Raw genomic sequence first — 26,403 nt, forward strand, 5'->3', positions numbered from 1 at the left:
CGGCTCGGACCGTGGGGCGGGTCCTCTCGGCTCGGACCGTGGGGCGGGTCCTCTCGGCTCGGACCGTGGGGCGGGTCCTCTCGGCTCGGACCGTGGGGCGGGTCCTCTCGGCTCGGACCGTGGGGCGGGTCCTCCCGGCTCGGACCGTGGGGCGGGTCCTCCCGGCTCGGACCGCGGGGCGGGTCCTCCCGGCTCAGACCGCCCGGGGCGGGTCCTCTCATTCCCTGCCCCGGCGCGCAGCGACGGGGCAGGGGTCTAGGCGACCTGTGTGGGTGGGGTCCAGTCGTAGAGGGAGTTGGTCAGGCGGGTGTTCACCGTGGGTGGGGTCAGGCGGGCGGCGAGGTTGCGGACGCGGGCGGCGGTGGGGGTGTTGCCCTGGAGGGCTCGGCCCATGCGGCCCGACAGGTGGGCGATGCGTTGGGTGCGGGGGCGGCGGGCGATGTCGTAGGTGTGGAGGCCGGGAAGGACGCCCTGGGCGGTGACCGCGTCGGCGAGGACCACTGCGTCTTCGAGGGCCAGGCAGGCGCCCTGGCCGACGTCGGGGGTGACGGCGTGGGCGGCGTCGCCGACGAGGGCGATGGGGCCGCGGACGAAGGACGGTAGGGGCGTGGCGAGGTAGTGGACCTCGTGCACCAGCACCGCCTGGGGTGGGGTGGCGGAGACGACCGCGGCGATCGGCTCCGGCCATCCCGCGAGGCGCGCGGTGAGGGTGCGCGGATTCGGTTCGGGCGCGGTGTCGGCGGTGTCGAAGGCGTACCAGTAGATGCGGCCGTCGCCGAGTGGCATGATGCCGATGCGCAGGCCGTCGCCCCAGGTCTCGCTGAGCATCGAGGCGACCTCGAGCCGCTCGGCGGCGCGCGCGGGGACGATGCCTCGCCAGGCGACGTATCCCGCATACCACGGACCGGGATGGTCGGGAAACAGTGCGGCGCGCAGGCGACTGTGCACACCGTCGGCGACCACGACCAAGTCGGCCGAGTGCACGAACGGCCCACCCGGCCCGGCGACGGTGACCGTGGCGATATCGCCGTCGGCCGCCACGCCGATGGCCCGCCGATCCGTGTGCACCGGCACCTCACCGAGCGATTCCAGCAGCAGACCGTGCAGGTCGGCGCGGGACAGCGAATACAGCCCGAAACCGAATCTCGTCGCCAGCTCGTCGGAGTCGATGTGCATCACCCGGCGTCCGCCGTGCAGACGGGCCTCCAGGCCATCGAGCCGCCGCCACCGGTCGACCGCGGCGATATCGAGCCCCAGCCGCCGCAGCGCTCGCATGGCGTTGGGCGCGATGCTCAGCCCCGAGCCGGAAGGGCCGAAGTCGACGGCCCTTTCGTGCACCTCCACCTGCCATCCGTTGCACCGCAATGCGCGTGCCGTCGCCAGCCCGCCGATGCCCGCACCGATGACGATCGCCTTACCGGACATGTCGATCCTCCCGTTATTGCATGAAACTTTAGTTAGAGACTCTAACTCGAGTTAGAGTGTCTATCGTGACGAACGAGAGAACCGTCCGCCGCGACCGGGTCCGGCAGGCGACGATGGCGGAGATCCGGGCGACCGCCCGGCGATTGCTGATCAAGGGCGGATCCGAGGCGGTCACCGTCAACGCGGTGGCCCGTGAGATGGGCATGAGCGGACCGGCGCTCTATCGCTACTACCCGAGCCACGACCTGCTCGTGCAGGCCGTCACCGCCGGTTTCTACGAGGAGCTGTCCACCGAGATCCGCGCGGTCCGCGACGAATTCGCCGAGGCCACCGCCTCGCGGCGACTACTCGCCATGTGCCGGGCCCTGCGCGGCTGGGCGACCGAGCATCCGGCGGAATTCGGCTGGATGTTCGCCACCCCCAGCACCACGCTCGCGCCCGAATCGCTCAGCCACGAGGCCGCTCTCGGCTTCGAGGCGGTCTTCCGCGACGAGGTCGCCGCTCGGTGGACAACGAACCCGTTTCCGGTACCCGAACTGTCGGAGCTGGATCCGGGCCTGCGCGAGCAGCTGACCGCCTACTCCCGCAGCATCGACGGCCAGCTGCCACCCGAGGCCGCCCACGTCTTCCTCGTCTGCTGGATCCGTCTCTACGGCCTGCTGTGCATGGAGGTGTTCGGGCAGGTGAAGTTCGCCTTCACCGATCTCACCCCGATATACGAGGACGCCTTGCGCGAGATCTGTGGGGCGCTGGGCCTGGACTACGAGGCCGGGCAATGAGTACCCACAAGAATCGAGCCCGCGCCGTGAGTACCCGGCTCGCCCACTGGAATTCGCCTCGCATCCTGGTCGCCATCGTGCTCGGCTTCTCCCTGCTCGGCCCGCTGCTCGCCGACCTCGCCATCCCGGATGTCGCCGAGCTGCACCTGCACAATCCGGCCTGGCCGCCGCATGCCAAATTCGGATTGGACGCGCAGCTGTTCATCGCCGTGGTCATGCTCGTCCTGCTCGCCGCCGCGCTGCTCCTCGAGGGCCGACGCGAACGCCGCCACTGAGCCCCGGCACGATATCCGGGGCAGGATGGGGCCGTGCGTGAACTCGTCGTGCTGGGGACGGCCAGCCAGGTGCCCACCCGTCAGCGCAACCACAACGGGTACCTGCTGCGCTGGGACAGCGAGGGACTGCTGTTCGATCCGGGTGAGGGCACCCAGCGGCAGATGCAGTTCGCGGGGGTGTCCGCGACCGGCCTCACGCGCATCTGCCTCACCCACTTCCACGGCGACCACTGCCTCGGTCTGCCCGGCGTGCTGGCCCGGCTCAATCTGGATCAGGTGCCGCATCCGGTCGACGTGTGCTATCCGGGATCCGGTCAGGTCTTCTACGAACGGCTGCGCGATGTGGTTCCGTGGTTCCCCGGACTGCGCGAGCGTCCGATCGCCGCCGAGGGGCCGATCACGCTCGGGGATGCGGCGTTCACCCTCGAGGCCGTGCGGTTGTCCCACCGCATCGACACCTTCGGCTATCGGCTCGTCGAACCGGACGGCCGCCGGATGCTGCCCGACCGGCTCGCCGCGCTCGGCATCGTGGGGCCCGACATCGGCCGGCTGCAACGCGAGGGCACGCTGCGCCTGGCGGACGGACGCGTCGTCACCGTCGACGAGGTCTCGACCCCGCGGCGCGGCCAGCGCTTCGCCTTCGTGATGGACACCCGAATGTGTTCCGGCGTCGAGGAATTGGCGCAGGACGCCGACATGCTCGTCATCGAGGCGACTTTTCTGGACGCCGATGCCGCCCTCGCGCACGAATTCGGTCATCTGACCGCCGCCGAGGCCGCCCGGGTGGCCGCGGCCGCCGGAGTGCGCACCCTGGTGCTCACTCATTTCTCGCAACGCTACAGCGAACTCGAGGGCCATCGCGCGGAGGCGAGCAAGTACTTCGACGGCGAGCTGATCGTGGCCGAGGATCTGATGCGGGTACCGCTTCCAACTCGCCGGTAACTTAGGCATATCCTCAGGCCATGCCGTATTTGGAACGTGACGGGGACGTGTTCGTGGTCTACCTCGGCAACGAGGGGCAGACCGATAGCGAGAACCGCTTCCACCCCGACTGGATCGACGCATTCCACGGGTTGCTGGACGAGGTCGAGGGCTCCGAGGGGCCCGCGGCGCTGGTCACCGTCTCGACCGGCAAGTTCTACAGCAACGGCCTGGACACCGACTGGCTGTTCGGCAACTTCGACCGCAACTGCTGGTACCTGGACCGGGTCCATTCGCTGTACAGCCGCCTGCTGACCTTCCCGATGGCCACGGTCGCCGCGCTCAACGGCCATGCCTTCGGGGCGGGGGCGATGCTGGCCACCTCCCACGACTTCCGGGTGATGCGCGCCGACCGCGGGTTCTGGTGCCTGCCGGAGGTGCATCTGGGGATGCCGTTCACCGTGGCGATGAACGCGCTGGTCACCGAGCGGCTGACCAATCAGGTCGCGGTGGAGGCCATGACCACCGGCCGCCGCTACGGCGCCGACGATGCGATCGCCGCCGGAATCGTGGACGAGAAGGCCGACGCCGACAAGGTGCTCGCGGTCGCGGTCGACCGGGCCGCGGCGCTGGCCGGAAACCGCAAACCGAACCTTCCGGTCATCAAGCAGGCCCTGCACGGCCGGGCGCTGGCGGGGCTCGCGGTCGAGACCACACCGGAGAACCTGAAGTTCGCGCCGCGATAACCCGATAGGCGCCGCGGCGGCCACAGTGCAACACTGTGTGCCATGCCACGCAGCGGCGAGGACCGGATCAGGGAGCAGTCGGGTGCGCGGGCGGATCTCGTCACGCCCGCGGACTCCGCCCTGACCGCGGCCGCCGACACCGCCATCGGTGCCGCGGCGGACGAGCTGATCGCGCTGTCGCATGCGATCCACGCCGAGCCCGAACTGGCCTTCGCGGAGAAGCGCAGCGTCGCAAAAACTCTCGCCCCGCTCGCGGCGCGCGGATTCGATATCGAGACGCCCGTCGCCGATCTCGACACCGCCTTCACCGCCACATACGGCAGCGGTGAGCTGGTGGTGGGAATCTGCGCGGAGTACGACGCGTTGCCCGAGATTGGACATGCCTGCGGGCACAACATCATCGCCGCATCGGCGGTGGGGGCCGCGCTGGGCTTGGCCCGAGTGGCCGACGTGTGCGGAATCACGGTCAAGGTTTTCGGCACACCGGCCGAGGAGAGCGGCGGTGGCAAGGTGCTGATGCTCGAGCGCGGCGCATTCGACGGCGTGGCGATGGCCATGATGGTTCATCCCGGGCCGATCGACATCATCGGCGCGCGCTCGCTGGCGCTGGCAGACCTGTCGATCGTGTACCGCGGGCACGAGGCGCATGCCAGTGCGGCGCCCGAACAGGGCCGAAACGCCGGGGACGCGGTGACCGTCACACAGGTTGCTCTCGGATTGCTGCGGCAACATCTGCGACCCGGGCAGCAACTCCACGGTATAGTCAAGTCGGGTGGCGTGGCCCCCAACATCGTGCCCGGACATGCGGAACTGCTGTATTACCTACGAGCAGGCGACTCCGCATCCCTCGATGATCTGATGCGACGCGCATCGGCCTGCTTCGAGGCCGGGGCACTGGCGACCGGGTGTACCCACGAAATCCGGACGCTCGCGCCCACATATACCGAGCTCACGCCCGATCCCGCACTACTGTGTGCCTATCGCGAGCAGATCGTCGGGATGGGCCGGGTGCCGCTCGCGCCGGAGCTCGAGGCGTCGCGACCGTTGGGTAGCACCGATATGGGCAACGTCACGAACGTCATTCCGGGCATCCACCCGGTTATCGGCATTGAGGCCGGTGGTGCGGTGACGCATCAGCCGGAATTCGCGGCGGCGTGCGTGACGCCCTCAGCGGATCTGGCGGTGACAGATGGGGCTACAGCTCTGGCGCGTACCGCGATACAGATTGCGGGCGATCAATTTCATAGGGACAGGTTGTTGGAGCGCAGCATTCAGCGACAGGAGGAAATTCGGTGAGCACAAGCGGGGGGTCCGCGGCGGGTGTGGCGGACCCGGAGGAGGCGGCGGCTTCGGAGAACTCCGGAGGCTCCAGATCTTCGACGACCGAGGCGTCGGCCATCGTATCGGCCGGTCGCCAGGCCGTCGACGGGTGGCTGAGCGAGCACACGGAGGATCTGATCGGGTGGCGGCGGCACATCCACGCCAACCCGGAACTGTCGCGCACCGAATTCGCCACGACCGAATTCATCGAGACCTGGCTGGTCAAGGCCGGGCTCGAACCGCAGAAGCTCCCGACCGGCACCGGCATCATCTGTGACATCGGCCCCGAGGGCCCGCGCATCGGCCTGCGCGCCGATATGGACGCGCTGCCGCTGCAGGAGTACACCGGCCTGCCGTTCGCCTCCACCGTGCCGGGCGTGTCGCACGCCTGTGGGCACGATGCCCACACCGCCATCCTGCTCGGCACCGCGATGGCGCTGGCCGAGGTGCCCGAACTACCGGTCGGCGTGCGGCTGGTGTTCCAGCACGCCGAGGAGGTCATGCCCGGCGGCGCGATCGATATGGTGGCCGCGGGTGCGATGGAGGATGTGTCGCGGATGTTCGCGCTGCACTGCGATCCGCGGCTCGAGGTCGGCCGGGTCGGCGTGCGGGTCGGGCCCATCACCTCCGCGGCCGACACCGTAGAACTGGTGCTGGATTCGCCCGGCGGCCACACCTCGCGCCCGCACCTGACCAGCGATCTGGTCTATGCCATCGGCACCGTGATCACCGGCCTGCCCGGTATGCTCAGCCGCCGTATCGACCCGCGGACCAGCACCGTGATGGTGTGGGGTGCGGTGTCGGCGGGCAAGGCGCCCAATGCCATTCCGCAGACCGGCATGCTCACCGGCACCGTGCGCACCGGCGATCACGCCACCTGGTCGCTGCTGGAGCCGATGGTCCGCGAGATCGTCGAGGGCCTGCTCGCGCCGACCGGCGTGCGGTATCAGCTGAACTACAAGCGCGGCGTGCCGCCGGTGGTCAACGACGAACAGGCCACCCGGATGTTCGAGAACGCCATCCGCGAGCTCGGGCCCGACGCCCTCGCCGACACCCCGCAGTCCGGCGGAGGCGAGGACTTCTCCTGGTATCTGGAGGAGGTCCCGGGCGCGATGGCCCGGCTGGGCGTCTGGTCGGGCGTGGGCCCGCAACTGGACCTGCACCAACCCACCTTCGACATCGATGAACGAGCCCTACAGGTCGGCGTCCGCGTCATGACGAACCTGGTCCTGCAGGCCCACTGATAGGTCGGCCCGCCTTCCCGGCGGGCCGCTACATCAACCCAAAGGTTCCCGGACCCACATTGCGACTGTTGCGGGTCCGCAGGGCGTGGACATAGTCGGCCGGTGCGCCCGCCCTCTCCGCCGCATCGGCGATCACCCCCAGATAGCGCGCCGAGGGTAGCCCGCCCTCGTAGGCGTCGAGCACGTACAACCATGCCAGCACCGGCTCGGTGCCGGTGCCGGGAGTCGGGGTGACCCGCAGCCGGATCTTTTTGTGGATGCCGAAATCCGAGCCCTCCCACCGGTCGAGATTGACCTCGTCGTCGGGGGACACGTCGTAGAGCACGACGAACACTCGCGAGCCGGGCTCCTCGACCACCGTGGCCAGCGGCCCCTCCCACCCGATGTCGTCTCCGGCGAAGGTCAGGCGCCAACCCTCCAGCCAGCCGGTTCCGTACACGGGTGAGTGCGGACAGCGCTTGAGCATCTGCTCGGGATCCATATTGGACCCATAGGCGGCGTATATCGGCACTCAGCAAGAGTATCGAATAAGAACCCCCAGCCGCGCCTGATGGCGCCGCCTCCGGCGTCGCGGGTTTGCTGTGTTCATGGCGGCGGCTCCGCCGCCGCGGGTTTGCGGCGCCCTGATGGCTCGGCTTTCGAGGGCCGCTGCTTGCTCCTTCGTCGCGTACGCAGCGACCCTCGAAAGCCGAGCCGCGCCGCAAACCGTGCGGGGCTGCGTGAGTGCGGGTGGTCTGTGTTTCAACTGAGGCTGGGACGCTTGGTCGTTTCATCGTCGGTCGCGCGGCTCCGGCTCACCGGCGATGCGGTCAAACGTGCCGAGAGCTGGCCCGATAACGTAAAGGGGTATCGGAGATCCCGGTTGCACAGCTCTACAGCGGAGGTACACATGACCCGCATTGCAATCATCGGGGGCGGCCCCGCCGGCTACGAAGCGGCGTTGGTGGCGGCCCAGCACGGCGCGTCGGTCACGGTGATCGATCGCGACGGCATCGGTGGCGCATGCGTGCTGTGGGACTGTGTTCCGTCCAAGACCTTCATCGCCTCCACCGGCGTGCGCACCGATCTGCGGCGCGCCCGCGATCTGGGTGTCACCCTGCATCCGGCGCAGGCGAAGATCCGGCTGTCGGAGGTCAACGCCCGCGTGAAGACGCTGGCACAGGCACAGTCCTCCGATATCCGCTCCAAACTGCAGGCCGCGGGAGTCACCGTGCTCAACGGCCGCGGCGAGCTGATCGACCAGATCGCCGGACTGGCGACGCACCTGGTGCGCGCGACGCTGGCCGACGGCAGCGAACGGGTCCTCGAGGCCGATGTGGTGCTGATCGCCACCGGCGCGAGCCCGCGCGTGCTGCCCGGTGCGGAACCCGACGGTGAGCGCATCCTGGACTGGCGCCAGCTCTACGACCTGAAGGAGCTGCCGGAAACCCTGGTGGTCGTCGGTTCCGGTGTGACCGGTGCGGAATTCGTCTCGGCCTATACCGAAATGGGCGTCAAGGTGAAGGTGGTGTCCAGCCGCGACCGCATCATGCCGGGCGAGGACGCCGACGCCGCGCTGGTGCTCGAGGACGCCCTGACCGAACGCGGTGTGGAACTGTTCAAGCAGGCCCGCGCCGATGCGGTGGAGCGCACGGCCGACGGCATCGTCGTCAAACTCTCCGACGGTCGCGCGGTCACCGGCTCGCATGTGCTGATGACGGTCGGCTCCACGCCCAACACGCAGAACCTCGGACTGGAACGGATCGGCATCCAGCTCGACAAGGGGGGTTATCTTCGCGTGGACCGCGTCTCGCGCACTCCGGTGCCCGGCATCTACGCGGCCGGCGACTGTACCGGCGTGCTGCCGCTGGCCTCGGTGGCGGCCATGCAGGGCCGGATCGCGATGTATCACGCGCTCGGCGAGGGTGTGCAGCCGATCCGGCTCAAGACGGTCGCCTCGGCCGTGTTCACCCGCCCGGAGATCGCCACGGTCGGCGTCAGCCAGAACGCCATCGACAACGGTGAGGTGCCCGCGCGCACGGTCATGCTGCCGCTGAACACCAACCCGCGGGCGAAGATGTCGGGGCTGCGCCGCGGCTTCGTGAAGATCTTCTGCCGCCCCGCCACGGGCGTGGTCATCGGCGGCGTGGTGGTGGCGCCGATCGCCTCCGAGCTGATCCTGCCCATCGCGATGGCGGTGCAGAACAATCTGACGGTCAACGATCTCGCCCAGACCTTCTCGGTCTACCCGTCGCTGTCCGGTTCGATCACCGAGGCGGCCCGCCAGCTCATGCGCCACGACGACCTGGGCTGACGGATAGGACCAGGTGCCCGGCGCATCGGGGGCTTGACAGTCGAGTGCGCAAGGGGCGAACGGGTCTCGAGTCCGTGTTGCCTGAATGTTGTTCGTGTGGTTCACTTCCCGCAGAGATGCGTGTGATGGTCGGTTGATAGGTGTCACGTGTGCGGGGGGATCGTCTTTCCCGAACCGGAAATCCGCCAACGGCCCCCGGGCCGCGACAGGGTGCGGACCGGGCATCTGATGAGGGACAACTGGAGAGCGACCGCCTCAGCAGTGAGTCGACGGTCAGGCTCGGGAAAGGGATTGACGAGCAGTGAAACATCGTAAGCCGAGTCGGGTGCAGCGAGCGATGGCCACCACGTCGTTGCCTCTGGCCACCGCGGCGGCGGTCGCGACCATCCTGTCGGCGCCGGCGAACGCCGCGCCCAACAACGAGGCTCCGGTGCCGACCACGCCGGCCTCGCCGTCCCAGGACAACGCCGCCGCACCGCAGGATCAGAACGCCCCGCAGCAGCAGCCGGACCCCAACTGCCCCGACCCGTCGGTGCCCTGCACCCCGGGGGAGAACCAGGCGCCGGGGAGCCCGCAGCAGCAACAGCAGCAGCCGGGCACCACACCCCAGCCGGGCACGACCTCACCGCAGCCGGGTGTCACGACACCGCAGCCCGGTACCACCACGCCGCAGCCGGGTGTGACTACGCCGCAACCGGATTCGCCGCAGATGGCCGGTCCGGGCCAGCCGGGCGTGACCACCCCGCGCGTGGCGCCGCTGCCGGTGCCGGGCCAGAGCAATCCGGGCGCCGCACCCGAGCAGGCGGTGCAGCCGGATCAGAACGGCGCCCAGCCCGAGCAGCTGCGTCCGGGCCAGCCGCCCCAGTCACAGGATCAGGGTGTGGTGACTCCGAACCGGCCGCAGCCGCGCCAGCAGCCGCAGGGCCAGGGCAACACCGACTCCCTGACCGGAAACCAGGGCAGCCAGCAGCAGGAACAGCCTCGGTGGAATTCGCCGAGCCTGCAGGCCGCACCCGCCGCGCCGGTCGTGGCCATGGACGGCCCGCGCACCGAGGTCGGCGCCAATATCGACGGCGGTCCGGTGCTGCCCGGCTATGTGGCCAACACCCGCCACTTCAGCAACCTCGACGGTTACGTCGGCACCATCGGCTACCGCACCCCCACCGGCTCGGGCGACGCCGGTATGTCGGTGGAGTTCGTGGAGGCCAACAAGATCAAGCTCACCTCCTACACGCATGCCACGGGCTTCGACGATCTGAAGTCGGAGACCTATATCGACACCACCCAGGCCAATGCGGCGAAGGCCGCCGTGGAGGGCTGGATCCGGCAGCAGCCGGGTGGTGCCGCCGCACTGGATGCCGCTGCCCGAATTGGTAGGCTTCCGGAGGGCGAGATCGCCCCGCAGACGGTCGACGTCGCGGGCGTTACCACCCAGTGGGGTGGCGACGTCCGGTACTGACACAGGGCGAATGGTTGTGTGGGGCGGTCGGTGACCGCCCCACGCGTGTGTCATGGGGAAGGGACGGGTGATGGGCTCCGCAGACGACGCAAAGCGTGGCGACGACTCCGGGCGGCCGGATCCGGAGTCACGGGATCAGGGTGATTCTGCGTTCGGTCCACCCATGTCCGAATTCGGACCGCCGGTCACGGAATTCGGTCCGCCGCTGAAGGATTTGGCACCGCCCGCCGGTACCTCGGGTCCGATCGGCTGGGCACCCGCCGATGCGCCGGAACGTCCGACCCTGGGATGGCAGCCTGCCGACGCCCCGCCGACGCCGCCCATACCGCCGCAGTACCGCGCGCCGGATTCCCGTACGCCGCAGGAGCCGCCGCGGATGCCCGGGCCGACTACTCCGCGCGCACCGGAGTCCGGGCGTCCTTCCACACCCTCGGCAAAGGACGAATCGTGGTGGCAGTCGACCTCCGACGGCTACCCGCCCACTCCGCCGCCCTCCGCCTCGGTTCCGCCCCGGTCCTCGTCCGGCTCGCTGTGGGACGACGATGAGTTGGCGAAGAAGCTGGTCGTATCCCGGCCCGCGCCGACCGAACCGGTGGAACCGGAACAGCCCAAGCGCAATGTGGGGTTGATTGCCGGTGGTGTGGCCGCCTTGGTCGTGCTGATCGCGGTGGTCCTGGTGATTGTCTTCGCCACTCGGGACAAGGGGTCCGACACCGCCAACGTCCCGGCAGGGTCCACGACGCCCTCGGCTGCCGCGGTGAGCTGTCCGGCGCGCACAGAGGGCAATGTCACATACGGCAACGGCCCGGGGGACACCAGCAGCGGCGTCAAGGCCATTCTCGGCTTCCAATACGCGTTCTTTCACGAGCGCAGCGGAGCCAAGGCGCGCGAGTTCGTGGCACCGGATGCGAACTTCTCTCCCGCCGAGGTCATCCAGCACGCCATCGACGCCCAGATCCCGGTCGGGACCACGTACTGCCTCAAGATCGAGGAGATGTCACCGGACCGCTACATCGTCAGCTTCGCCGAGCATCGGCCCGACGGTAAGCCGATCGAGCATCGGCAGGACGTCCGGGTGGTGAACCGGGACGGAAAGTCACTGATCTGGGTGATCTACGAGTGACGGGCTGCCGCCGCTCGGGGCACGTTTCTCAGAATTTGGGAAATTAGTTTCAGATTCTGAGTTCTGTGTGCGACAGTTGGCGCATCCGGTATTCCTTTCGGAGGTATCCATGTCGCCGATCACTCCACCACTGGCCCACCGCCTCGACGGGCTGCAGAGCTCGGCGATTCGTGACCTGCTCAACCTGACCGCCCGCCCCGACATCATCGGCCTGGCCGGTGGCCTGCCGGACGAACAGCTCATGCCGCGCGACCGGATTGCGCTGGCGGCCGAGTCGGCGCTGACCGACCGCACGCGGTTGCAATACACCGAATCCGCCGGTTGGGGGCCGCTGCGCGAGGTGCTGGCAACGCGGGAATCGGCGCGGCTGGGGCGAGCGGTGCCGATCGAGGAGGTGTTCGTCACCCACGGCTCACAGCAGGCGCTGTCGCTGCTGGCCGAGGTCCTGCTCGATCCCGGCGCGCTCGTGATAGTCGAGGATCCGGCGTATGTCGGTGCGCTGCAAGTATTTCGGGCCGCAGGCGCGCGAATCGTCGCCGTGCCGCTGGATGCCGAGGGCATGCGGGTCGACGAACTGGCCGACCTGCTCGCCCGCGGCGAGCGACCAGCGGTCGTCCACACGGTGAGCAACTTTCACAATCCCCGCGGAGTGACGATGGCCCCCAGTCGCCGCCGTGCGCTCGCCGAATTGGCCGAGCAACACGGCTTCTGGGTGATCGAGGACGATCCCTATGGCGAACTGTGGTTCGACAAGCCCTCACCCGAACCCGTTGCGTCCTACTCGCCCAACGTGATTCGGCTCTCCAGCGCCTCGAAGATCCTGGCTCCGACCCTGCGGACGGGATGGATGGTCGCCCCGAATACGGTGTGCCGCGGCGTGGAACTGCTGAAACAGGGCGCGGACCTGTGCGGTTCGGCGCTGACCCAACAGATCACCGCCGATCTACTCGCCGACGATCAGTGGCTGACCGAGCATGTCGACAAGGTGCGCCGCATCTACGGTGAACGGGCCGAGGCCCTGGTCGGCGCGCTCCGTGCCGACCTCGGCGACCGGGTGGTGAGTACCGATGCCGCGGGCGGAATGTTCGTGTGGGTCGATTTCACCGATGGCACCGACACCGTCGAGTTGTTGCCGCGGGCCGTCGATCACGGCGTCGCCTACGTGCCCGGCTCGGCCTTCGCCGTCGGCGAGGACTGTCGACAGTCGATGCGCCTGTGCTTCACCACCTCCGATGCCGTGACGCTCCGGGAGGCCGTCGACCGGTTGGCACGAGCCCTGGCGGACAACCCACTGCCGCACTGATTTTCGACCGCACCTCTGAGAGCCAGAGGTGCGGTCGCTGCTCGGCCCATGGTCGAGAGAGCTACCCCGGGCTGATGACGCCGGGCTGGGTGCAAGAGCCGCCGCCGGGCTGGCCACACGGAATGAAGGTGCCGTCCGGGTAGTAGGTGCCTGCAGGGGCGGCGGGGTTCGGTGAGCCATCCGGGAGGGTGGGATTCGCCGGCCAGGTGGCACTGGCCGTGCCGATGCCAACTCCGAGGGTCAGGAGCGCGCCCGCTGTGACAACGGCGACGCGAAGGCTCTTACGCATGCGGATACCCTTTCTTTCGGTTTGCGGACGCCACAGTTCAGCGCGAGTCACGAAGGGCACCAAGCTTGATGAATGGCAAACACGCCATCGACATCTCTCCCCCCATCGGACCGAATCGGCATGGCACCGACCCGGCACCGCAGCACTGCAGCTACCGTAGGCTATCAGCGCGAACAGCCCCTTGGCGGCTACTGTGAACCTAACGACAAAGGGGAACCGCGTAGGCATCTGCTGCGTCTAATGCGCTTCGCGTGCAATGGATCTGGGAGCACTCGAGGCAGCCGATCGAATATTATTGTCACTCGACCGAGGCGGGAGCGGCGCCATAGTGAAGGCTGAGAAGGATCGGACACAGGCCATATCTTTCACGGTGGTGTCCGCCTTGCTGTTGTTCATGTTGAACACTGCGGTATCGACGCTATTCGATCACGGGTATCGCGCGATCTTCGTAGGCATATGTATCGCCACCGCAGTGGTGGTCGTCGTGACAGTGTTGGCGTGGTTCTCCCGGCATCCGGGCGAGCCGTCAATACCGAGCCGCGTCAATTTCACCTGGATCATCGTGTTCGAAGCTGCCGCCATGGGGGCCGGAAACTCTTATGTTCTCGACAACCACTACCCCGGTGAGTGGATGGTGGCGTGGTCCGCGCTGGTTGTGGGTGTTCATTTCCTGCTCATGGGCTGGTCCTACCGGCGAACCGCGTACTACGTCATAGGGCTGATTCTGATGGCTGCGGCCGGGGTCGGCGCCGCGATCGGTGACGGCGGAAATGTGCATCTCATGGTCGCCGTTGTTCTCACGGTCTTGTTCGGCACGCTGACCGTTGGCGTGGTGACGTCGTTTCTGCGTTCGATTTCGTCGCGGTGAGGGTGCCGTCAGTCCATCCAGTCGTAGGTGCGTTCGACGGCCTTGTTCCATTCGGTGTACAGCAGGTCGCGGTCCTCGGCGGACATGGTGGGCTGCCAGGTTTTGTCCTCGGCCCAGTTGGAGCGGATTTCGTCTGTGCCGGACCAGAATTCGACGGCGAGACCCGCGGCGTAGGCGGCGCCCAGGGCGGTGGTCTCGGTGACCACCGGGCGCACGACCGGGACGTCGAGGATGTCGGATTGGAATTGCATGAGCAGTTCGTTGCGGACCATGCCGCCGTCCACTTTCAGGGTGGTCAGCTCCAGGCCGAGATTCTCGGACTCGGCGTCGGCGCGCATGGCGTCGGCCACCTCGCGGGTCTGGAATGCGGTGGCCTCCAAGACCGCTCGTGCGATGTGGCCTTTGTTGACGAAGCGGGTGAGCCCGGCGATCACACCGCGGGCGTCGGGGCGCCAGCGCGGGGCGAAGAGGCCCGAGAAGGCGGGAACGAAGTACGCGCCGCCGTTGTCGTCGACCGAGCGGGCCAACTCCTCGATCTCATCGGCGGAGGAGATGATCCCGAGGTTGTCGCGCAGCCACTGCACAAGCGAGCCGGTCACCGCGATCGAGCCCTCGAGCGCGTACACCGCGTCCTGCTCGCCGATGCGGTAGCAGACGGTGGTGAGCAGGCCGTGCTTGCTCACCACCGGGGTGGTGCCGGTGTTGAGCAGCATGAAATTGCCTGTGCCGTAGGTGTTCTTGGCCTCGCCCGGCTTCAGGCACGCCTGCCCGAAGGTGGCGGCCTGCTGGTCGCCGAGGATGCCCGCGACCGGTACCCCTGCCAGCGGTCCCGAGGAGACCTCCGCGTACACCTCCGACGAGCTGCGGATCTGCGGCAGCACCGACTCCGGAATGCCGAACTCCGCCAAGATCTGCGAATCCCATTGCAGCTCCCGCAGATCCATCAGCATGGTGCGCGAGGCGTTGGTGACGTCGGTGATGTGCTCGCCGGTCAGGTTCCACAGGATCCAGCTGTCGATGGTGCCGAAGCACAGCTCGCCGGCCTCCGCACGCTCGCGGGCCCCGTCCACGTTGTCGAGAATCCAGCGCAGCTTGGGTCCGGCGAAGTAGGTGCTCAGGGGCAGTCCGGTGCGCTCGGCGTAGCGGTTGGGGCCTTCCGACCCGGCCAGCTTCCGGCACAGCTCCGCGGTCCGGGTGTCCTGCCAGACGATGGCGTTGTACACCGGCTTGCCGGTGGAGCGGTCCCACACCACCGTCGTCTCGCGCTGGTTGGTGATCCCGACCGCGGCAATGTAGTCGGCGCTCAGGTTGTTCTGCTCGAGCACCTCGCCGATCACCGATTCGGTATTGCGCCAAATGGTTTCGGCGTCGTGCTCGACCCAGCCGCGCTGCGGGAACAGCTGCTCGTGCTCGCGCTGGGCGACGCCGACGACGCGGCCGGCGTGATCGAAGACGATGCACCGGCTCGAGGTCGTGCCCTGGTCGATGGCGGCCACAAAGCGTCGCATTCGTGCAGGTTACTAAACCGGCCCGCTGCCGCGCATCAGATCGCCGTCGGCGGCGCGGTGGACTAGTGTTGATCTCGGTTACTCTGGGGTAACAGGTGGTGGGGCGGTGCGACACGGGCGCCACGCGGGCCGCGACTCGCCGCGTTTCCCCTAGCCTGGACGCGAGCAGCCAGGACGAGAGCTTTCACCGACGAGCGGGTCGATACCCGCCCGACCGGGATCTCCCGGGACGGCGAGGGTGACGCGGAGGAGTCGAGCTATGACGAAGAACTCGGAACCGCAGGTGCAGTCCTCCGGCGCGCTGGGCCCCACCCAGCGTGCGGCCGCCTGGGAGCGGCTGGGCAAGGATCATTTCGATGTGATCGTGATCGGTGGCGGCGTGGTCGGGGCGGGCATCGCCCTGGATGCGGCCACCCGCGGCCTGGAGGTCGCCCTCGTCGAGGCCCGTGACCTGGCCTCGGGCACCTCGAGCCGCACGTCGAAGATGTTCCACGGCGGTCTGCGCTATCTGGAACAGCTGGAGTTCGGCCTGGTGCGCGAGGCGCTGCACGAACGGGAGCTGGCCCTGTCCACGCTGGCTCCGCATCTGGTCAAGCCGCTGCGCTTTCTCTACCCGCTGAAACACCGAGTATGGGAAAGGCCGTACACCGCTGCGGGTTTGATGCTCTACGACGGTATGGGCGGGGCGAAATCGGTTCCGGGGCAGCATCATCTGACGCGTTCGGGAGCGCTGCGCCTGTCGCCGGGATTGCGCCGGGATGCGCTGATCGGTGGGATCACCTACTACGACTCGGTGATGGACGACGCCCGGCACACCATGACGGTGGCCCGCACCGCCGCCCACTACGGCGCGGTGATCCGTACCTCCACGCAGGTGGTGGGCTTTCTGCGGGAGGCCGAACGGGTGGTGGGCGTGAAGGTGCGCGACAGCGAGGACGGCCGCACCACGGAGGTCCGCGGCCACGTGGTGATCAATGCGACCGGCGTGTGGACCGACGAGCTCCAGGCCCTGTGTCAACGGCGTGGCCGCTTCCACGTGCGTGCCTCCAAGGGGGTGCATATCGTGGTGCCGCGCGATCGCATCGCCAGCGACACCGCCCTGATCCTGCGCACCCCCTCCTCGGTGCTGTTCGTGATTCCGTGGCGAAGCAACAATCACTGGATCATCGGCACCACCGACACCGACTGGAACCTCGACCTCGCTCACCCTGCGGCGACCAAGGCGGACATCGACTACCTGCTGGAACAGGTGAATCAGGTCCTGGTCACCCCGCTCACCCATGACGACATCCAGGGTGTGTATGCGGGTCTGCGGCCGCTGCTGGCGGGGGAGAGCGACGAGACGTCCAAACTGTCGCGCGAGCACGCGGTCGCCCATGTCGCACCGGGGCTGGTGGCCATTGCCGGGGGCAAGTACACCACCTATCGGGTCATGGCTTACGACGCGGTGGATGCCGCGGCGCAGGACATTCCCCAGCGGGTGGCGCCGTCGATCACCGAGAAGGTGCCGCTGGTGGGTGCCGACGGGTATTTCGCCTTGCTGAACCAGACCGCGCATCTGGCGCAGGCATACGGTGTGCACCCCTATCGGATCGAACACCTGCTCAATCGCTACGGGTCGATGACCACCGATGTGCTCGACATGGCCGCGGGCAAACCCGATCTGCTGCAACCGATTACGGATGCCCCGAGCTATCTGCGAGTGGAGGCGGTCTACGCCGCGGCCGCCGAGGGCGCCCTGCACCTGGACGACATCCTGGCCCGGCGCACCCGCATCTCCATCGAGTTCTCCCATCGCGGCGTGGACTGCGCGGACGAGGTGGCACGCCTGGTGGCACCGGTCCTGGGCTGGGAGGAGTCGGAGATCCAGCGCGAGATCGCCACCTACAATGCCCGAGTCGACGCCGAGGTCCGCTCCCAAACCCAACCCGACGACGTCTCCGCCGACGCCCTCCGCGCGGCGGCCCCCGAACCCCGCCCGGAAATCCTGGAGCCGGTCCCCACCGACGGCTGAGCGCCCAGCCGCACCCCTTATCGACACCCGCACCCCGTGCAGCACCTGTAGGGGGTGCGGATGTCGACAAGGGGTGCGGCTGTGTGGGTCAGCGGGTGGAGCGCTCGAACTCGGTGGCCCAGGTGGTTAGGGAGTGGAGGTAGCGGAGGACCAGGTCGTCGGGGTGGCGGTCGGGGGCGTCGAGGTGGAGGCGGGCCAGTTCTTCCATGGCTGCCAGCATGATTCGTTCTGTCGGGCCGTCCGGATCGATGGTGATACCGGCCAGGCGGGACAGGTGACGGGCACCGATTCTGCGGGCGTAGGCGCGGCCGATTTCGATGCGTTCGCGGAGTTCGGGTGGGGCGCCGTCGGGTGGGTGCAGGATGATGCGCCAGCTGGTGGGGGCGGCGTGCAGATACGCCAGGATGCCCCGGCCGACGCTGTCGATGTCGCCGTGCGCATCGGGGTGGTCGACCGTGCTCATGCCCGAGAACGCGATGGCCGATTCTCTGTCGAGCAGGGCGATAACCAGGCCGGGCAGATCGGTGAATTGCTGATAGATCACGGTGCGGGTGACCTGGGCCGCCCGGGCGACCCGGTCGATGGTCACGGCCGTGAAGCCCTCGGCGGCCACGATGTCGCGCGTGACGTCCAGCAGTTGCTCCCGCCGTTCCGCGCCGGTCATGCGGCGGCGGGTCGCGGGGCGCTCGGAACTCACGGCATCGACGGTAACTCGAGCAGCAGATCGACCGCCTTGGCCGCGCTCTCCACCGCGCTTTCCATCGTCGCCGACCAGTCGGTGGCGGTCCAGTCGCCGGCCAGGACCAGCGTGGGCACCGAGGTGCGCTGCGGTGGCCGCAGGTCGTGGGTGCCGACCACCTGGGAGAAGGTGGCGCGCGGCATCTTGACCACCTGTGCGGCAACGACTGTCGCCTCGCGAGCCGCCGGGTAATAGCGGCCCAACAGGGCCATCTGTTCGGCGACGATCTCGTCGTTCGATTTATGGATCTGCTCGTAGGCGCCGCTGGTGGTCAGGCAGTACAGCCAGGCGTGGTCGGTGTGGCGGCCGTGCATGAGCTGCCGGTCGAACACCTCGTCGATCACTCCGGTGCCACCGATGAGGGCCTCGAAGGCATGGTCGGTGCCCAAGGGGCGATCCAGGTACAGATTGGTGCTGACGATCGGTGTATACCCCAATTTGTCCGCGGCGGCGTAGATTTCGGCATGCTCGGGCAACTGGTCCAGCAGGCCGCCGATATTCGAGTTGGGGACCGCGCACACCACGGCATCGGCGGGGACGACGCTGCCGTCGGCCAGCGTGACGCCGGTGACCGCGCCGTCGCGGATATCGATGCTGCGCGCCACCGCCCGGTAGCGGACCTCCACTCCACGTCGCTCGAACAGCTTCAGTGCGCCCGTGACGTACAGGGTGTCCAGATCGACCGTGGGGTATCCGATGGTGACGGGGATGCGGTGCTTCAGCCCCAGGCGCAGCCCGGTGGCCATGACGTTGGCGAACACCTTCGCCGACTCCCGCTGCACCGGTTCGGCCGCGATACCGAGGGCGAGCCAGTCCCACAGCGCTTCCCGGGCCGTGGCGGGCATGCCGACTCGTTCGAACCACTGCTCGGTGGTCAGGTCGGCCAGATCCTCGGGCTGATTCAGGCACTGCCAACCCAGCCGCACGGTGGCGCGGAATGTGCGCAATCGATCCGCCACGCTCGCGCTCGGATGCACCCCGAACAGGGTCCGGATCGCACCCAGGCCGGTGGTCGACATGGTGGTCGATCGGCCGTCCGGCCAGCGCAGCGTCGCGCGGTGCGGATAGGCGACGCAGTCTCGGGTGCCGACGGATTCGAGATAGCGGAACAGATGGTGATAGCCGCTGGCGATCACGTGCTGACCGTTGTCGGGAATGTCGTGCACCGCCTCGGCGTGCATGGCGTGGGTGCGGCCACCGAGGCGACCGCGTCGCTCCAGCAGGGTGACCTGTTTGCCCGCTTCGGCCAACCAGACGGCGGCGGCGAGCCCGGCCAGGCCGCCTCCGATGACGACATACCGGCGTGGATCCTGGCCCATGACGGCCCTCCTCACTTAACTTACAACTTGTAAGTTAGGGGAGAGGGGTTGGGTGGTCAAGGGGTGGGGCTGGACGGTCGGGGTGATTCGTTGGGTCGGATGTTCGTGCAGCAGCAGGTAAGTGAAGAAGATCGTGGCCACGAGTGCGGCGATCGCGATAAGCACCTGCAGGGCTATGCCGAAGGCGCGACACTTGGTCGTCGGCACCGTCGTCATCTGCCTGCTCCTATTGGTGTGCCCGGGGTCGGTCGACGATAGTGTCGGGTTTCAACTACCGGGTGTTAGCAATTGAGCGGCAAATTACACCGTGGATATTCGTCCAAGCTGGAGCGGCGCGCGCCCGGGGCGGAGAAGTTCGGTGGTGATCAGATCGGCAGAGGTTGGCAGTGCGGGCAGAGGTAGATGCTGCGCTCGCTGCTGTCGACACCCTCGCCGCCGAGCTGACGGGCCACCATCCCGTTCCCGCAGCGGCGGCAGGGCTGGCGCGGGCGGCCGTAGGCCAGCGCCCGCCACGGCGGGTGGTGGGCGGCCTCGGTGAGGACCCGATGGGCCTCCTCCACCAGGCCGGTGAGGTCGTCGATGGCGCCGACCGGCGTGGCCGGATGGATGCGGCGCAGGAAGCAGATTTCACTGCGGTAGATATTTCCGATGCCCGCCAGATTGCGCTGATCGAGCAGTGCCAGGCCGATGGGTCGATCCGGATTCTCCCGCAGCCGCCGCACCGCCTCGGCCGGATCCCAGTTCGGCCCGAGCAGATCCGGGCCGAGGTGGTCGATGGCGGTGTGCTCGTCGGCGCGGCGGAGCACCCGCACCAGACCGAGCGAGAAGCCGACGGCCTCCGCATCCTCGGTGGCCAGGATGAGGCGCGCGGTGAAGGCCGGTTTCGTCCAGCGCTGTCCGGGCCGGTACACCCGCCAGACCCCCTCCATCTTCAAGTGGGTGTGCACGCTGACGCTCGCCGTGCGCACGAACAGATGCTTGCCGTAGCTGCCCACGCTCTCGACCGTCTGCCCGCTCAAATCCACCGTCGCATATCTGGGTACCCGAAAGTCGCTGCGCGTCAGCACCTTTCCGTCCAGCGCAGCCCGCAGCCGCTTGGCGGCAAGAAATACCGTGTCACCTTCGGGCATGGTCGTGGGTCATGGTTTGCTCCGGAGGCGGAAGCCACGGGGGGTGGGGGCGAAGCCGGCTTCGGCGAGGAAGGTGGCGAAGGTGTTGCCGTGGACGGATTCGCCGTCGACTCGGTCGATGACCAGGGAGTCGACTCGGCGGTCGTGGACCAGGGCGGCCAGTGCGGCGGCGGCGTCGGCGCGGACCTGGGGGTCCTCGGTGAAGGTGAGCAGGGTTTTGCCGCCGCGTTCGAGATAGAGCGCGAGGTCTCCGTCGACGAGGACGACGATTGCGCCCGCCTTGCGGCCCGGGCGGTGTCCGGCACCCTCGGCGGCGCTCTTCGGCCAGGGCAGCGCCGCGCCGTAGGGATTGGCCGGATCGCAGGCGGCCAGCGCGAGCGCCCTGCTCTCGGCGCGCGGCGACCGCTCGGTGTCGAAGGAGCGGAGGCGATCCACCACATCGGTGGTGGAGAACTGGGCGCCGCCGAGCGAGTCCACGAAATAGCCGCGCCGGCATCGCCCCCGGTCCTCGAATTCGGTCAGGACCCGATACATCAGGGCGAACCCACCGGGCACGCCCTCGCTCTGGACGGACCCGCGTGTCAGGACCCCGTAGCGCTCCAGTAGCACATCGGCGGTGGCATGGGCGCGAATCGTGTTGTCGGACACGCGTTCCGGGAGCAGCGACCACCGGCCCGCGACCGTCGGCGGCCCGGTCCGGGTGGGCAGGGTCGTCCGCGGCAGGTAGATCCGGCCCCGGGGCGTCCGTCGTGGTGTGCGGTGTGCGGTGGTGCTGCGCGTCGTGCCCGACAACATCGCCCGGACGGGAGCGAAGGTGTCTCCGGCGACATAGCCCGCCCACACCAGTTCCCAGAGGGCGCCGGCCACCGCTGTGTCGTCGAGCAGTCCGGTGGCATCGGAGAGCTGCCGGAAGAAGTAGGCCCCGCCCGAGGTCGGCACCACCTGCATGCCTCCCGTACGAGGTTGTGCGACAGCGCCCGGGCTCGCCGTCCCCGCCTGGGCGTCCGGTCCGGGCGGAGGTTCCCGCTCGGCATCGCCTAGACGGTCGGGGGCACTCGATGCTCCGCTGCCATCCCCGTCGATCGCCCCGTCGGCCATCGACTGGCGGTTCCACGGTGCGGACACACCGCCATCGTCCCCCGGGTCGCTTGGTCCGCTGCTCGAGCGGGACCTGCGCCGTGAATCACCCACGGGCGCAGGCCTTTCCGGAATCACCGTGGCACCCAGGGCCAGCAGCAGCTGGATCTGGGTCTCGGTGAAGTCGATCTCGTCTGGCGGGGCCAGGGTGACACCGGCCTGGTCGGCCGGATGCAGGGCGATCCAGCCGTCCTTGGCGGTGATGGAGCCGTGCCCGGACCAGATGACCTCACCGGTGGCCATCAGCTCGTCGAGCATCGCGGGGGCGTAGTCGCGGACCCGCGACGGCAGGATCAACGACTCCCAGGCCGACGCCGGGATCGGCACGCCCGCAAGCTGTTCCACCACCGCGGCCACGCCGTCGACGCCACGCAGCTCGCGTGTGCCGACGTGCTGCCAGGCCGGGAGGAAGCGGGCGAACGCCGCGGTGGCGACGGGCTCCACCTCCTTGCGCGCCGCGGCCAGCGATCGCCTGCGCAGGCGGCGCAGCACCTGACTGTCGCACCATTCGGCACCGGACGTCCCGGGGGTGAATTCGCCTTCCACCATGCGTTTTTCGGTGGCGAGCCGGTGCAGGGCGGTCGCGGCGACGGCAGGGCCGAGGCCGAAACGACGGGCCACCGCGTCGAGGGTGAACGGCCCGTGGGTGCGCGCGTAGCGGGCGACCAGATCGCCGAGCGGATCGGCGACGGGTTCGATGAATGCGGTGGGCGTGCCGATCGGCAGCGGGACGCCCAGTGCATCGCGCAGCCGCGCGGCATCCTCCACCGCCGTCCACCAGCGCTCACCGGCGAACGAAACCTCCAGGGCACGACGGGATGTGGCCAACTCCGCGAACCACGGCGCGGGATCGTCGGTGCAGCGCAGCGCGGCCTCGGCGGGTGTGAGCGGGCCCAGCAGGCGGAGCAGATCGGCGAGCCCTTCCATATCGCGGGCCTGGCGTTCGGGAGTCAGGCGCTGCAACTCCCGCTCGGTCTGCTCGATGACCGCGGCGTCGAGCAGTTCGCGCAGTTCCACCCGCCCGAGCAGTTCGGCGAGCAGGCCGGAGTCCAGGGACAGCGCGGCCGCCCGCCGCTCGGCCAGCGGGCTGTCGCCCTCGTACATGAACTGGCCGATGTAGTCGAACAGCAGGGCGTTGGCGAACGGCGACGGCGCCGCCGTCTCCACCTCCACCAGCCGCAACTTGCGCCGGGCGATGCGGACGAGCAGCTCACGCAGGGCGGGAAGGTCGTAGACGTCCTGCAGGCATTCGCGCGCGGTCTCGAGCAGGATCGGGAAGTCGGGGAATTTGCGTGCCACATCGAGCAATTGGGCCGCCCGCTGCCGCTGCTGCCACAGTGGCGCCCGTCGTCCCGGGTCGCGGCGCGGCAACAGCAGCGCCCGCGCCGAGCACTCCCGGAACCGGGAGGCGAACAGGGCCGAGCCGCCGACCTGTTCGGTGACGACGTCGTCGATCTCGTCGGGCTCGAAGACGAACAGTTCGGCGCCCGGCGGATCGTCGGTGGTGTCGGGCAGCCGCACCACGATGCCGTCGTCGGACGCGGTCGGCGCGGCATCGACCCCGAACCGCTCGCGCAAGCGGGCACCCACGGCCAGCGCCCAGGGCGCATGCACGGGTAGTCCGTACGGCGAATGCAGCACCAGCCGCCAGTCGCCCAACTCGTCCCGGAACCGCTCCACCAGCAGGGTGCGATCGGTCGGCAGATGCCCGGTCGCCTGCTGCTGATCGGCCAGCAGCGCAACCAGATTCGCCGTCGCGAAGTCGTCCAGTCCCGCCGTATGCGAGATCTGTTCGAGATCGCCCAGATTCGCGACGGCGGTGCCCGGCCCGACTCGTGGACCGCGGTCGGCCGAATCGACTTCGGACGGTTTCCTGCTCCCCGGCCGGGAGGAGGCCGCGGCCGGACTGCGGTTGATCGAATCGGCTGCGGAGGGTGGCGTGCTCGTGGGATCGTGATCCGGTTTCGCCGCCGCGCGCACGAGTGCATCGATCCGGGTGGCCGGGGCACGCTCGACCGCCTGTCCGGCGTGGCGGACGAATTCGCCCAGGGCGGCGCCCAATTCGGCCGGGCGGCCGAGAGAATCGCCGTGCCAGAACGGCAGACGGCCGGGGAGGCCGAACGCCGGGGACACCAGCACCCGGTCGTGGGTGATGTCCTCGATGCGCCAGCTGGTGGCGCCGAGGGCGAAGACGTCGCCGACGCGCGACTCGTAGACCATTTCCTCGTCGAGTTCGCCGACGCGCGAGGCCTTCTCGCCGACCATGAACACCGGGAACAGGCCGCGATCGGGAATTGCGCCACCGGAGGTGACGGCCAGCCGCTGTGCACCCGGGCGTCCGGTCAGGGTGCCCGCGTCACGGTCCCACACCACGCGCGGCCGCAATTCGGCGAATTCGTCGGAGGGGTAGCGCCCGGACAGCAGGTCCAGCACCGATTCGTAGGCCGATCGCGGCAGCGTCGCATAGCTGCCGGTGCCGCGCACGGTATCGAACCAGGTGTCGACGTCGATCGGCTCGAGCGCGCAGGCCGCGACGGTCTGCTGGGCCAGGATGTCGAGCGGGTGGGCGGGGACCTTCAGCTCCTCGATCTGCCCGGCCGTCATCCGCATCGACGCCACCGCGCAGTTCACCACATCGGTGCGGTGCTTCGGGAAGATCACGCCGCGCGAGATCTCACCCACCTGATGTCCGGCCCGCCCGACCCGCTGCAGGCCGCTGGCCACCGACGGCGGCGCCTCCACCTGCACCACCAGATCGACGGCGCCCATATCGATACCGAGTTCCAGGCTGCTGGTCGCGACCACGCATCGCAGCCGCCCGCTCTTGAGATCGTCCTCGATGAGGGCGCGCTGTTCCTTGCTCACCGACCCGTGGTGGGCGCGGGCGAGCAGTTGTTCGGCACCGTGGGTCACCTCGGTGGAGGGGCCGAGCTGAGCCGGGGGCCGGTGCTCGGTCTCCACCGGATCGCCCAGTCGCGTCGTGTACTCCTCGTTCAACCGGGCTGTCAGGCGTTCGGCCAGGCGGCGCGAATTCGCGAACACGATCGAGGAGCGGTGTGCCAGGACGAGATCCACGATCGCGGAGTCGACATGCGGCCAGATCGAGCCGGGCTGGTCATCGGAGGGGTCGGGTTCGGTCATATCCGCGACGGGGACCCGCACCGACAGGTCGAACGTCTTCGGAGCCGGGGGTTTCACGATCGTGATCGGCGCCGCCCCCACCAGGAACCGCCCGACCTCCTCCGGCGGACGCACCGTGGCCGAGAGCCCGATCCGCTGTGCCGGGCGCTCGGTGAGCAGATCCAGCCGCGCCAGCGAAAGCGCCAGGTGCGCGCCGCGTTTGGAGCCGGCGATGGCGTGCACCTCGTCGACGATCACGGTCTGCACCTCGGTGAGCGCCTCACGGGCCGACGAGGTCAGCATCAGATACAGCGATTCCGGCGTGGTGATGAGAATGTCGGGCGGGGTGCGCTGCATGGACCGGCGGGCGGTCGCGCTGGTGTCGCCGGAACGCACCCCGACGGTGATCTCCGGAGCGGGGAGCCCGAGCCGCTTGGCGGTCTGCGTCACCCCCACCAGAGGGGCCCGGAGATTGCGCTCGACATCGACCGCAAGCGCCTTGAGCGGTGAGATGTAGAGCACCGAGGTCTTGCGCGGCGCATCGGACGGCCCCCTAGTGGCCAGCCGGTCGATGGCCCACAGGAACGCCGAGAGGGTCTTACCCGAGCCGGTCGGGGCGATGACCAGGGTGTGCTCACCGGCCGAAATGGCCCGCCACGCCCCCAGCTGAGCGGCCGTCGGCTCCTCGAACGCGCCGTCGAACCACTCCTGAGTGGGGCGGGAGAACTGGTCCATGGCACCAGTCTGCATCGGGGGACCGACAAAAACGCCCGGGTCTCATTACAGGGCGAAGGCTGAGCAATCGCGATACGTCGCACGACGTCGCGCCGTACGCTTCCATCCGTGCAGAAGGTCCTCCGACTAGACCTTGTCAGTCACGGTATGACCGAAGCGATGCGCAAAGCACGATTTCCGGTGGACGAGCCGCTCACCGAGGCGGGACGCCGCGCGGTCGCCGCCTGCGGCCGCCTCCACGCCGCTCGCGTGCTGACCGCCCCCGAGCGCCGCGCCGTCGAGACCGCGGCGCTGCTGGGCCTGCTCGGCGAGGAGGACGATCGGCTGCGCGACCTGGATGCCGGAGCGTGGCGCGGCGGTGAGCTGATGTCGGTACCGCAGGACGAGCTCTACGCCTGGCTCACCGATCCGAAGTTTCGCGGCCACGGCGGTGAGGCTGTGATCGATGTCATCGAGCGCATCCGCGAGTGGCTCGACGATATCGCCGTGCAGGGCATGCCCACCATCGCCGTCACCCATCCCGCGGTGATCCGCTCGGCGCTGCTGGTCACCCTCGACGCCCCGGCAAAATCGTTCTGGCGCATCGATATTCCGCCGGTCAGCATCACCCGCCTGCATTATCGCGGCGAGTGGACGCTGCACTTCAGGTCGTAGTC

22 protein-coding genes are annotated in these 26,403 nt (G+C 68.7%); 13 read left to right on the forward strand and 9 right to left on the reverse strand.

The window, feature by feature from the left end; translation table 11 throughout:
- Positions 1 to 255 precede the first annotated feature (255 nt).
- Complete coding sequence (locus tag IU452_RS36485; protein WP_195113835.1) at positions 256 to 1,425, reverse strand: FAD-dependent monooxygenase; 1,170 nt, start codon at positions 1,423 to 1,425, stop codon at positions 256 to 258.
- A gap of 65 nt (positions 1,426 to 1,490) precedes the next feature.
- Here IU452_RS36485 and IU452_RS36490 point away from each other — a divergent pair, with 65 nt between their 5' ends.
- From IU452_RS36490 to IU452_RS36515, 6 genes are all read left to right on the forward strand, one after another.
- The gene (locus tag IU452_RS36490; RefSeq protein ID WP_324193025.1) at positions 1,491 to 2,204 is read left to right on the forward strand and encodes a TetR/AcrR family transcriptional regulator; all 714 of its coding nucleotides are present in this window, start codon (positions 1,491 to 1,493) and stop codon (positions 2,202 to 2,204) included.
- A complete protein-coding gene (locus tag IU452_RS36495) occupies positions 2,201 to 2,479 on the forward strand; it encodes a hypothetical protein (RefSeq protein WP_195113836.1) in 279 nt (92 codons plus the stop codon). The genes IU452_RS36490 and IU452_RS36495 overlap by 4 nt, the downstream gene beginning before the upstream one ends.
- A 33-nt stretch (positions 2,480 to 2,512) precedes the next feature.
- Positions 2,513 to 3,421, forward strand: a complete 909-nt coding sequence (locus tag IU452_RS36500; protein ID WP_195113837.1) for a ribonuclease Z — start codon at positions 2,513 to 2,515, stop codon at positions 3,419 to 3,421.
- Positions 3,422 to 3,441: 20 nt separating this feature from the next.
- On the forward strand, positions 3,442 to 4,146 hold the full coding sequence (locus IU452_RS36505; protein WP_195113838.1) for an enoyl-CoA hydratase-related protein: 705 nt from the start codon (positions 3,442 to 3,444) through the stop codon (positions 4,144 to 4,146).
- Positions 4,147 to 4,266: 120 nt separating this feature from the next.
- Entirely contained in the window at positions 4,267 to 5,442 is a 1,176-nt protein-coding gene (locus IU452_RS36510) for a M20 family metallopeptidase (protein WP_228819374.1), read from the forward strand.
- Between the two features lie 101 nt (positions 5,443 to 5,543).
- Complete coding sequence (locus tag IU452_RS36515) at positions 5,544 to 6,710, forward strand: M20 family metallopeptidase (RefSeq protein ID WP_195113932.1); 1,167 nt, start codon at positions 5,544 to 5,546, stop codon at positions 6,708 to 6,710.
- A gap of 28 nt (positions 6,711 to 6,738) precedes the next feature.
- Here the strand turns inward: IU452_RS36515 and IU452_RS36520 are convergent, their stop codons facing one another.
- Positions 6,739 to 7,221: a gamma-glutamylcyclotransferase gene (locus tag IU452_RS36520; RefSeq protein ID WP_195113840.1), complete on the reverse strand. Its 483-nt coding sequence runs from the start codon at positions 7,219 to 7,221 to the stop codon at positions 6,739 to 6,741.
- Positions 7,222 to 7,599: 378 nt separating this feature from the next.
- On the opposite strand from IU452_RS36520, the gene IU452_RS36525 reads away from it, so the two are divergent.
- From IU452_RS36525 to IU452_RS36540, 4 genes are all read left to right on the forward strand, one after another.
- Positions 7,600 to 9,003 (forward strand): NAD(P)H-quinone dehydrogenase, encoded by a 1,404-nt coding sequence (locus IU452_RS36525; protein WP_195113841.1) that lies wholly within the window; start codon positions 7,600 to 7,602, stop codon positions 9,001 to 9,003.
- Positions 9,004 to 9,340: 337 nt separating this feature from the next.
- Positions 9,341 to 10,462 (forward strand): hypothetical protein, encoded by a 1,122-nt coding sequence (locus tag IU452_RS36530; protein ID WP_195113842.1) that lies wholly within the window; start codon positions 9,341 to 9,343, stop codon positions 10,460 to 10,462.
- 163 nt (positions 10,463 to 10,625) lie between these two features.
- Positions 10,626 to 11,585: a hypothetical protein gene (locus IU452_RS36535; RefSeq protein ID WP_195113843.1), complete on the forward strand. Its 960-nt coding sequence runs from the start codon at positions 10,626 to 10,628 to the stop codon at positions 11,583 to 11,585.
- Positions 11,586 to 11,694: 109 nt separating this feature from the next.
- Positions 11,695 to 12,888, forward strand: a complete 1,194-nt coding sequence (locus IU452_RS36540) for a PLP-dependent aminotransferase family protein (RefSeq protein WP_195113844.1) — start codon at positions 11,695 to 11,697, stop codon at positions 12,886 to 12,888.
- A gap of 61 nt (positions 12,889 to 12,949) precedes the next feature.
- Here IU452_RS36540 and IU452_RS36545 read toward each other — a convergent pair whose 3' ends face one another.
- On the reverse strand, positions 12,950 to 13,177 hold the full coding sequence (locus IU452_RS36545) for a hypothetical protein (RefSeq protein WP_195113845.1): 228 nt from the start codon (positions 13,175 to 13,177) through the stop codon (positions 12,950 to 12,952).
- 256 nt (positions 13,178 to 13,433) lie between these two features.
- Between IU452_RS36545 and IU452_RS36550 the strand changes: the two genes are divergently transcribed.
- Entirely contained in the window at positions 13,434 to 14,045 is a 612-nt protein-coding gene (locus IU452_RS36550; RefSeq protein WP_195113846.1) for a DUF7010 family protein, read from the forward strand.
- A gap of 8 nt (positions 14,046 to 14,053) precedes the next feature.
- On the opposite strand, the gene glpK is transcribed toward IU452_RS36550, so the two are convergent.
- Positions 14,054 to 15,553 carry a glycerol kinase GlpK gene (gene glpK, locus IU452_RS36555; protein WP_195113847.1) on the reverse strand — a complete coding sequence of 500 codons (1,500 nt, stop codon included), beginning with the start codon at positions 15,551 to 15,553 and terminating at the stop codon, positions 14,054 to 14,056.
- A 259-nt stretch (positions 15,554 to 15,812) separates the two neighbouring features.
- Between glpK and IU452_RS36560 the strand changes: the two genes are divergently transcribed.
- Positions 15,813 to 17,567 (forward strand): glycerol-3-phosphate dehydrogenase/oxidase, encoded by a 1,755-nt coding sequence (locus tag IU452_RS36560; RefSeq protein ID WP_195113848.1) that lies wholly within the window; start codon positions 15,813 to 15,815, stop codon positions 17,565 to 17,567.
- An 88-nt stretch (positions 17,568 to 17,655) separates the two neighbouring features.
- On the opposite strand, the gene IU452_RS36565 is transcribed toward IU452_RS36560, so the two are convergent.
- The 5 genes from IU452_RS36565 to IU452_RS36585 form a co-directional block, all read right to left on the reverse strand.
- Complete coding sequence (locus IU452_RS36565) at positions 17,656 to 18,264, reverse strand: TetR/AcrR family transcriptional regulator (protein WP_416382406.1); 609 nt, start codon at positions 18,262 to 18,264, stop codon at positions 17,656 to 17,658.
- On the reverse strand, positions 18,261 to 19,625 hold the full coding sequence (hpnE, locus tag IU452_RS36570; protein ID WP_195113849.1) for a hydroxysqualene dehydroxylase HpnE: 1,365 nt from the start codon (positions 19,623 to 19,625) through the stop codon (positions 18,261 to 18,263). Before hpnE ends, IU452_RS36565 begins: the two co-directional genes overlap by 4 nt.
- Before the next feature lie 15 nt (positions 19,626 to 19,640).
- Positions 19,641 to 19,841 (reverse strand): hypothetical protein, encoded by a 201-nt coding sequence (locus IU452_RS36575; protein WP_195113850.1) that lies wholly within the window; start codon positions 19,839 to 19,841, stop codon positions 19,641 to 19,643.
- Positions 19,842 to 19,990: 149 nt separating this feature from the next.
- On the reverse strand, positions 19,991 to 20,755 hold the full coding sequence (locus tag IU452_RS36580) for an Fpg/Nei family DNA glycosylase (RefSeq protein ID WP_195113851.1): 765 nt from the start codon (positions 20,753 to 20,755) through the stop codon (positions 19,991 to 19,993).
- A 9-nt stretch (positions 20,756 to 20,764) separates the two neighbouring features.
- Positions 20,765 to 25,747, reverse strand: coding sequence for an ATP-dependent helicase (locus IU452_RS36585; RefSeq protein WP_195113852.1), 4,983 nt, complete (start codon positions 25,745 to 25,747; stop codon positions 20,765 to 20,767).
- A gap of 108 nt (positions 25,748 to 25,855) precedes the next feature.
- On the opposite strand from IU452_RS36585, the gene IU452_RS36590 reads away from it, so the two are divergent.
- On the forward strand, positions 25,856 to 26,401 hold the full coding sequence (locus IU452_RS36590) for a histidine phosphatase family protein (protein WP_324193026.1): 546 nt from the start codon (positions 25,856 to 25,858) through the stop codon (positions 26,399 to 26,401).
- Positions 26,402 to 26,403 lie beyond the last annotated feature (2 nt).

This window comes from Nocardia transvalensis (assembly GCF_015477765.1).
GTDB lineage: Bacteria > Actinomycetota > Actinomycetes > Mycobacteriales > Mycobacteriaceae > Nocardia > Nocardia transvalensis_A.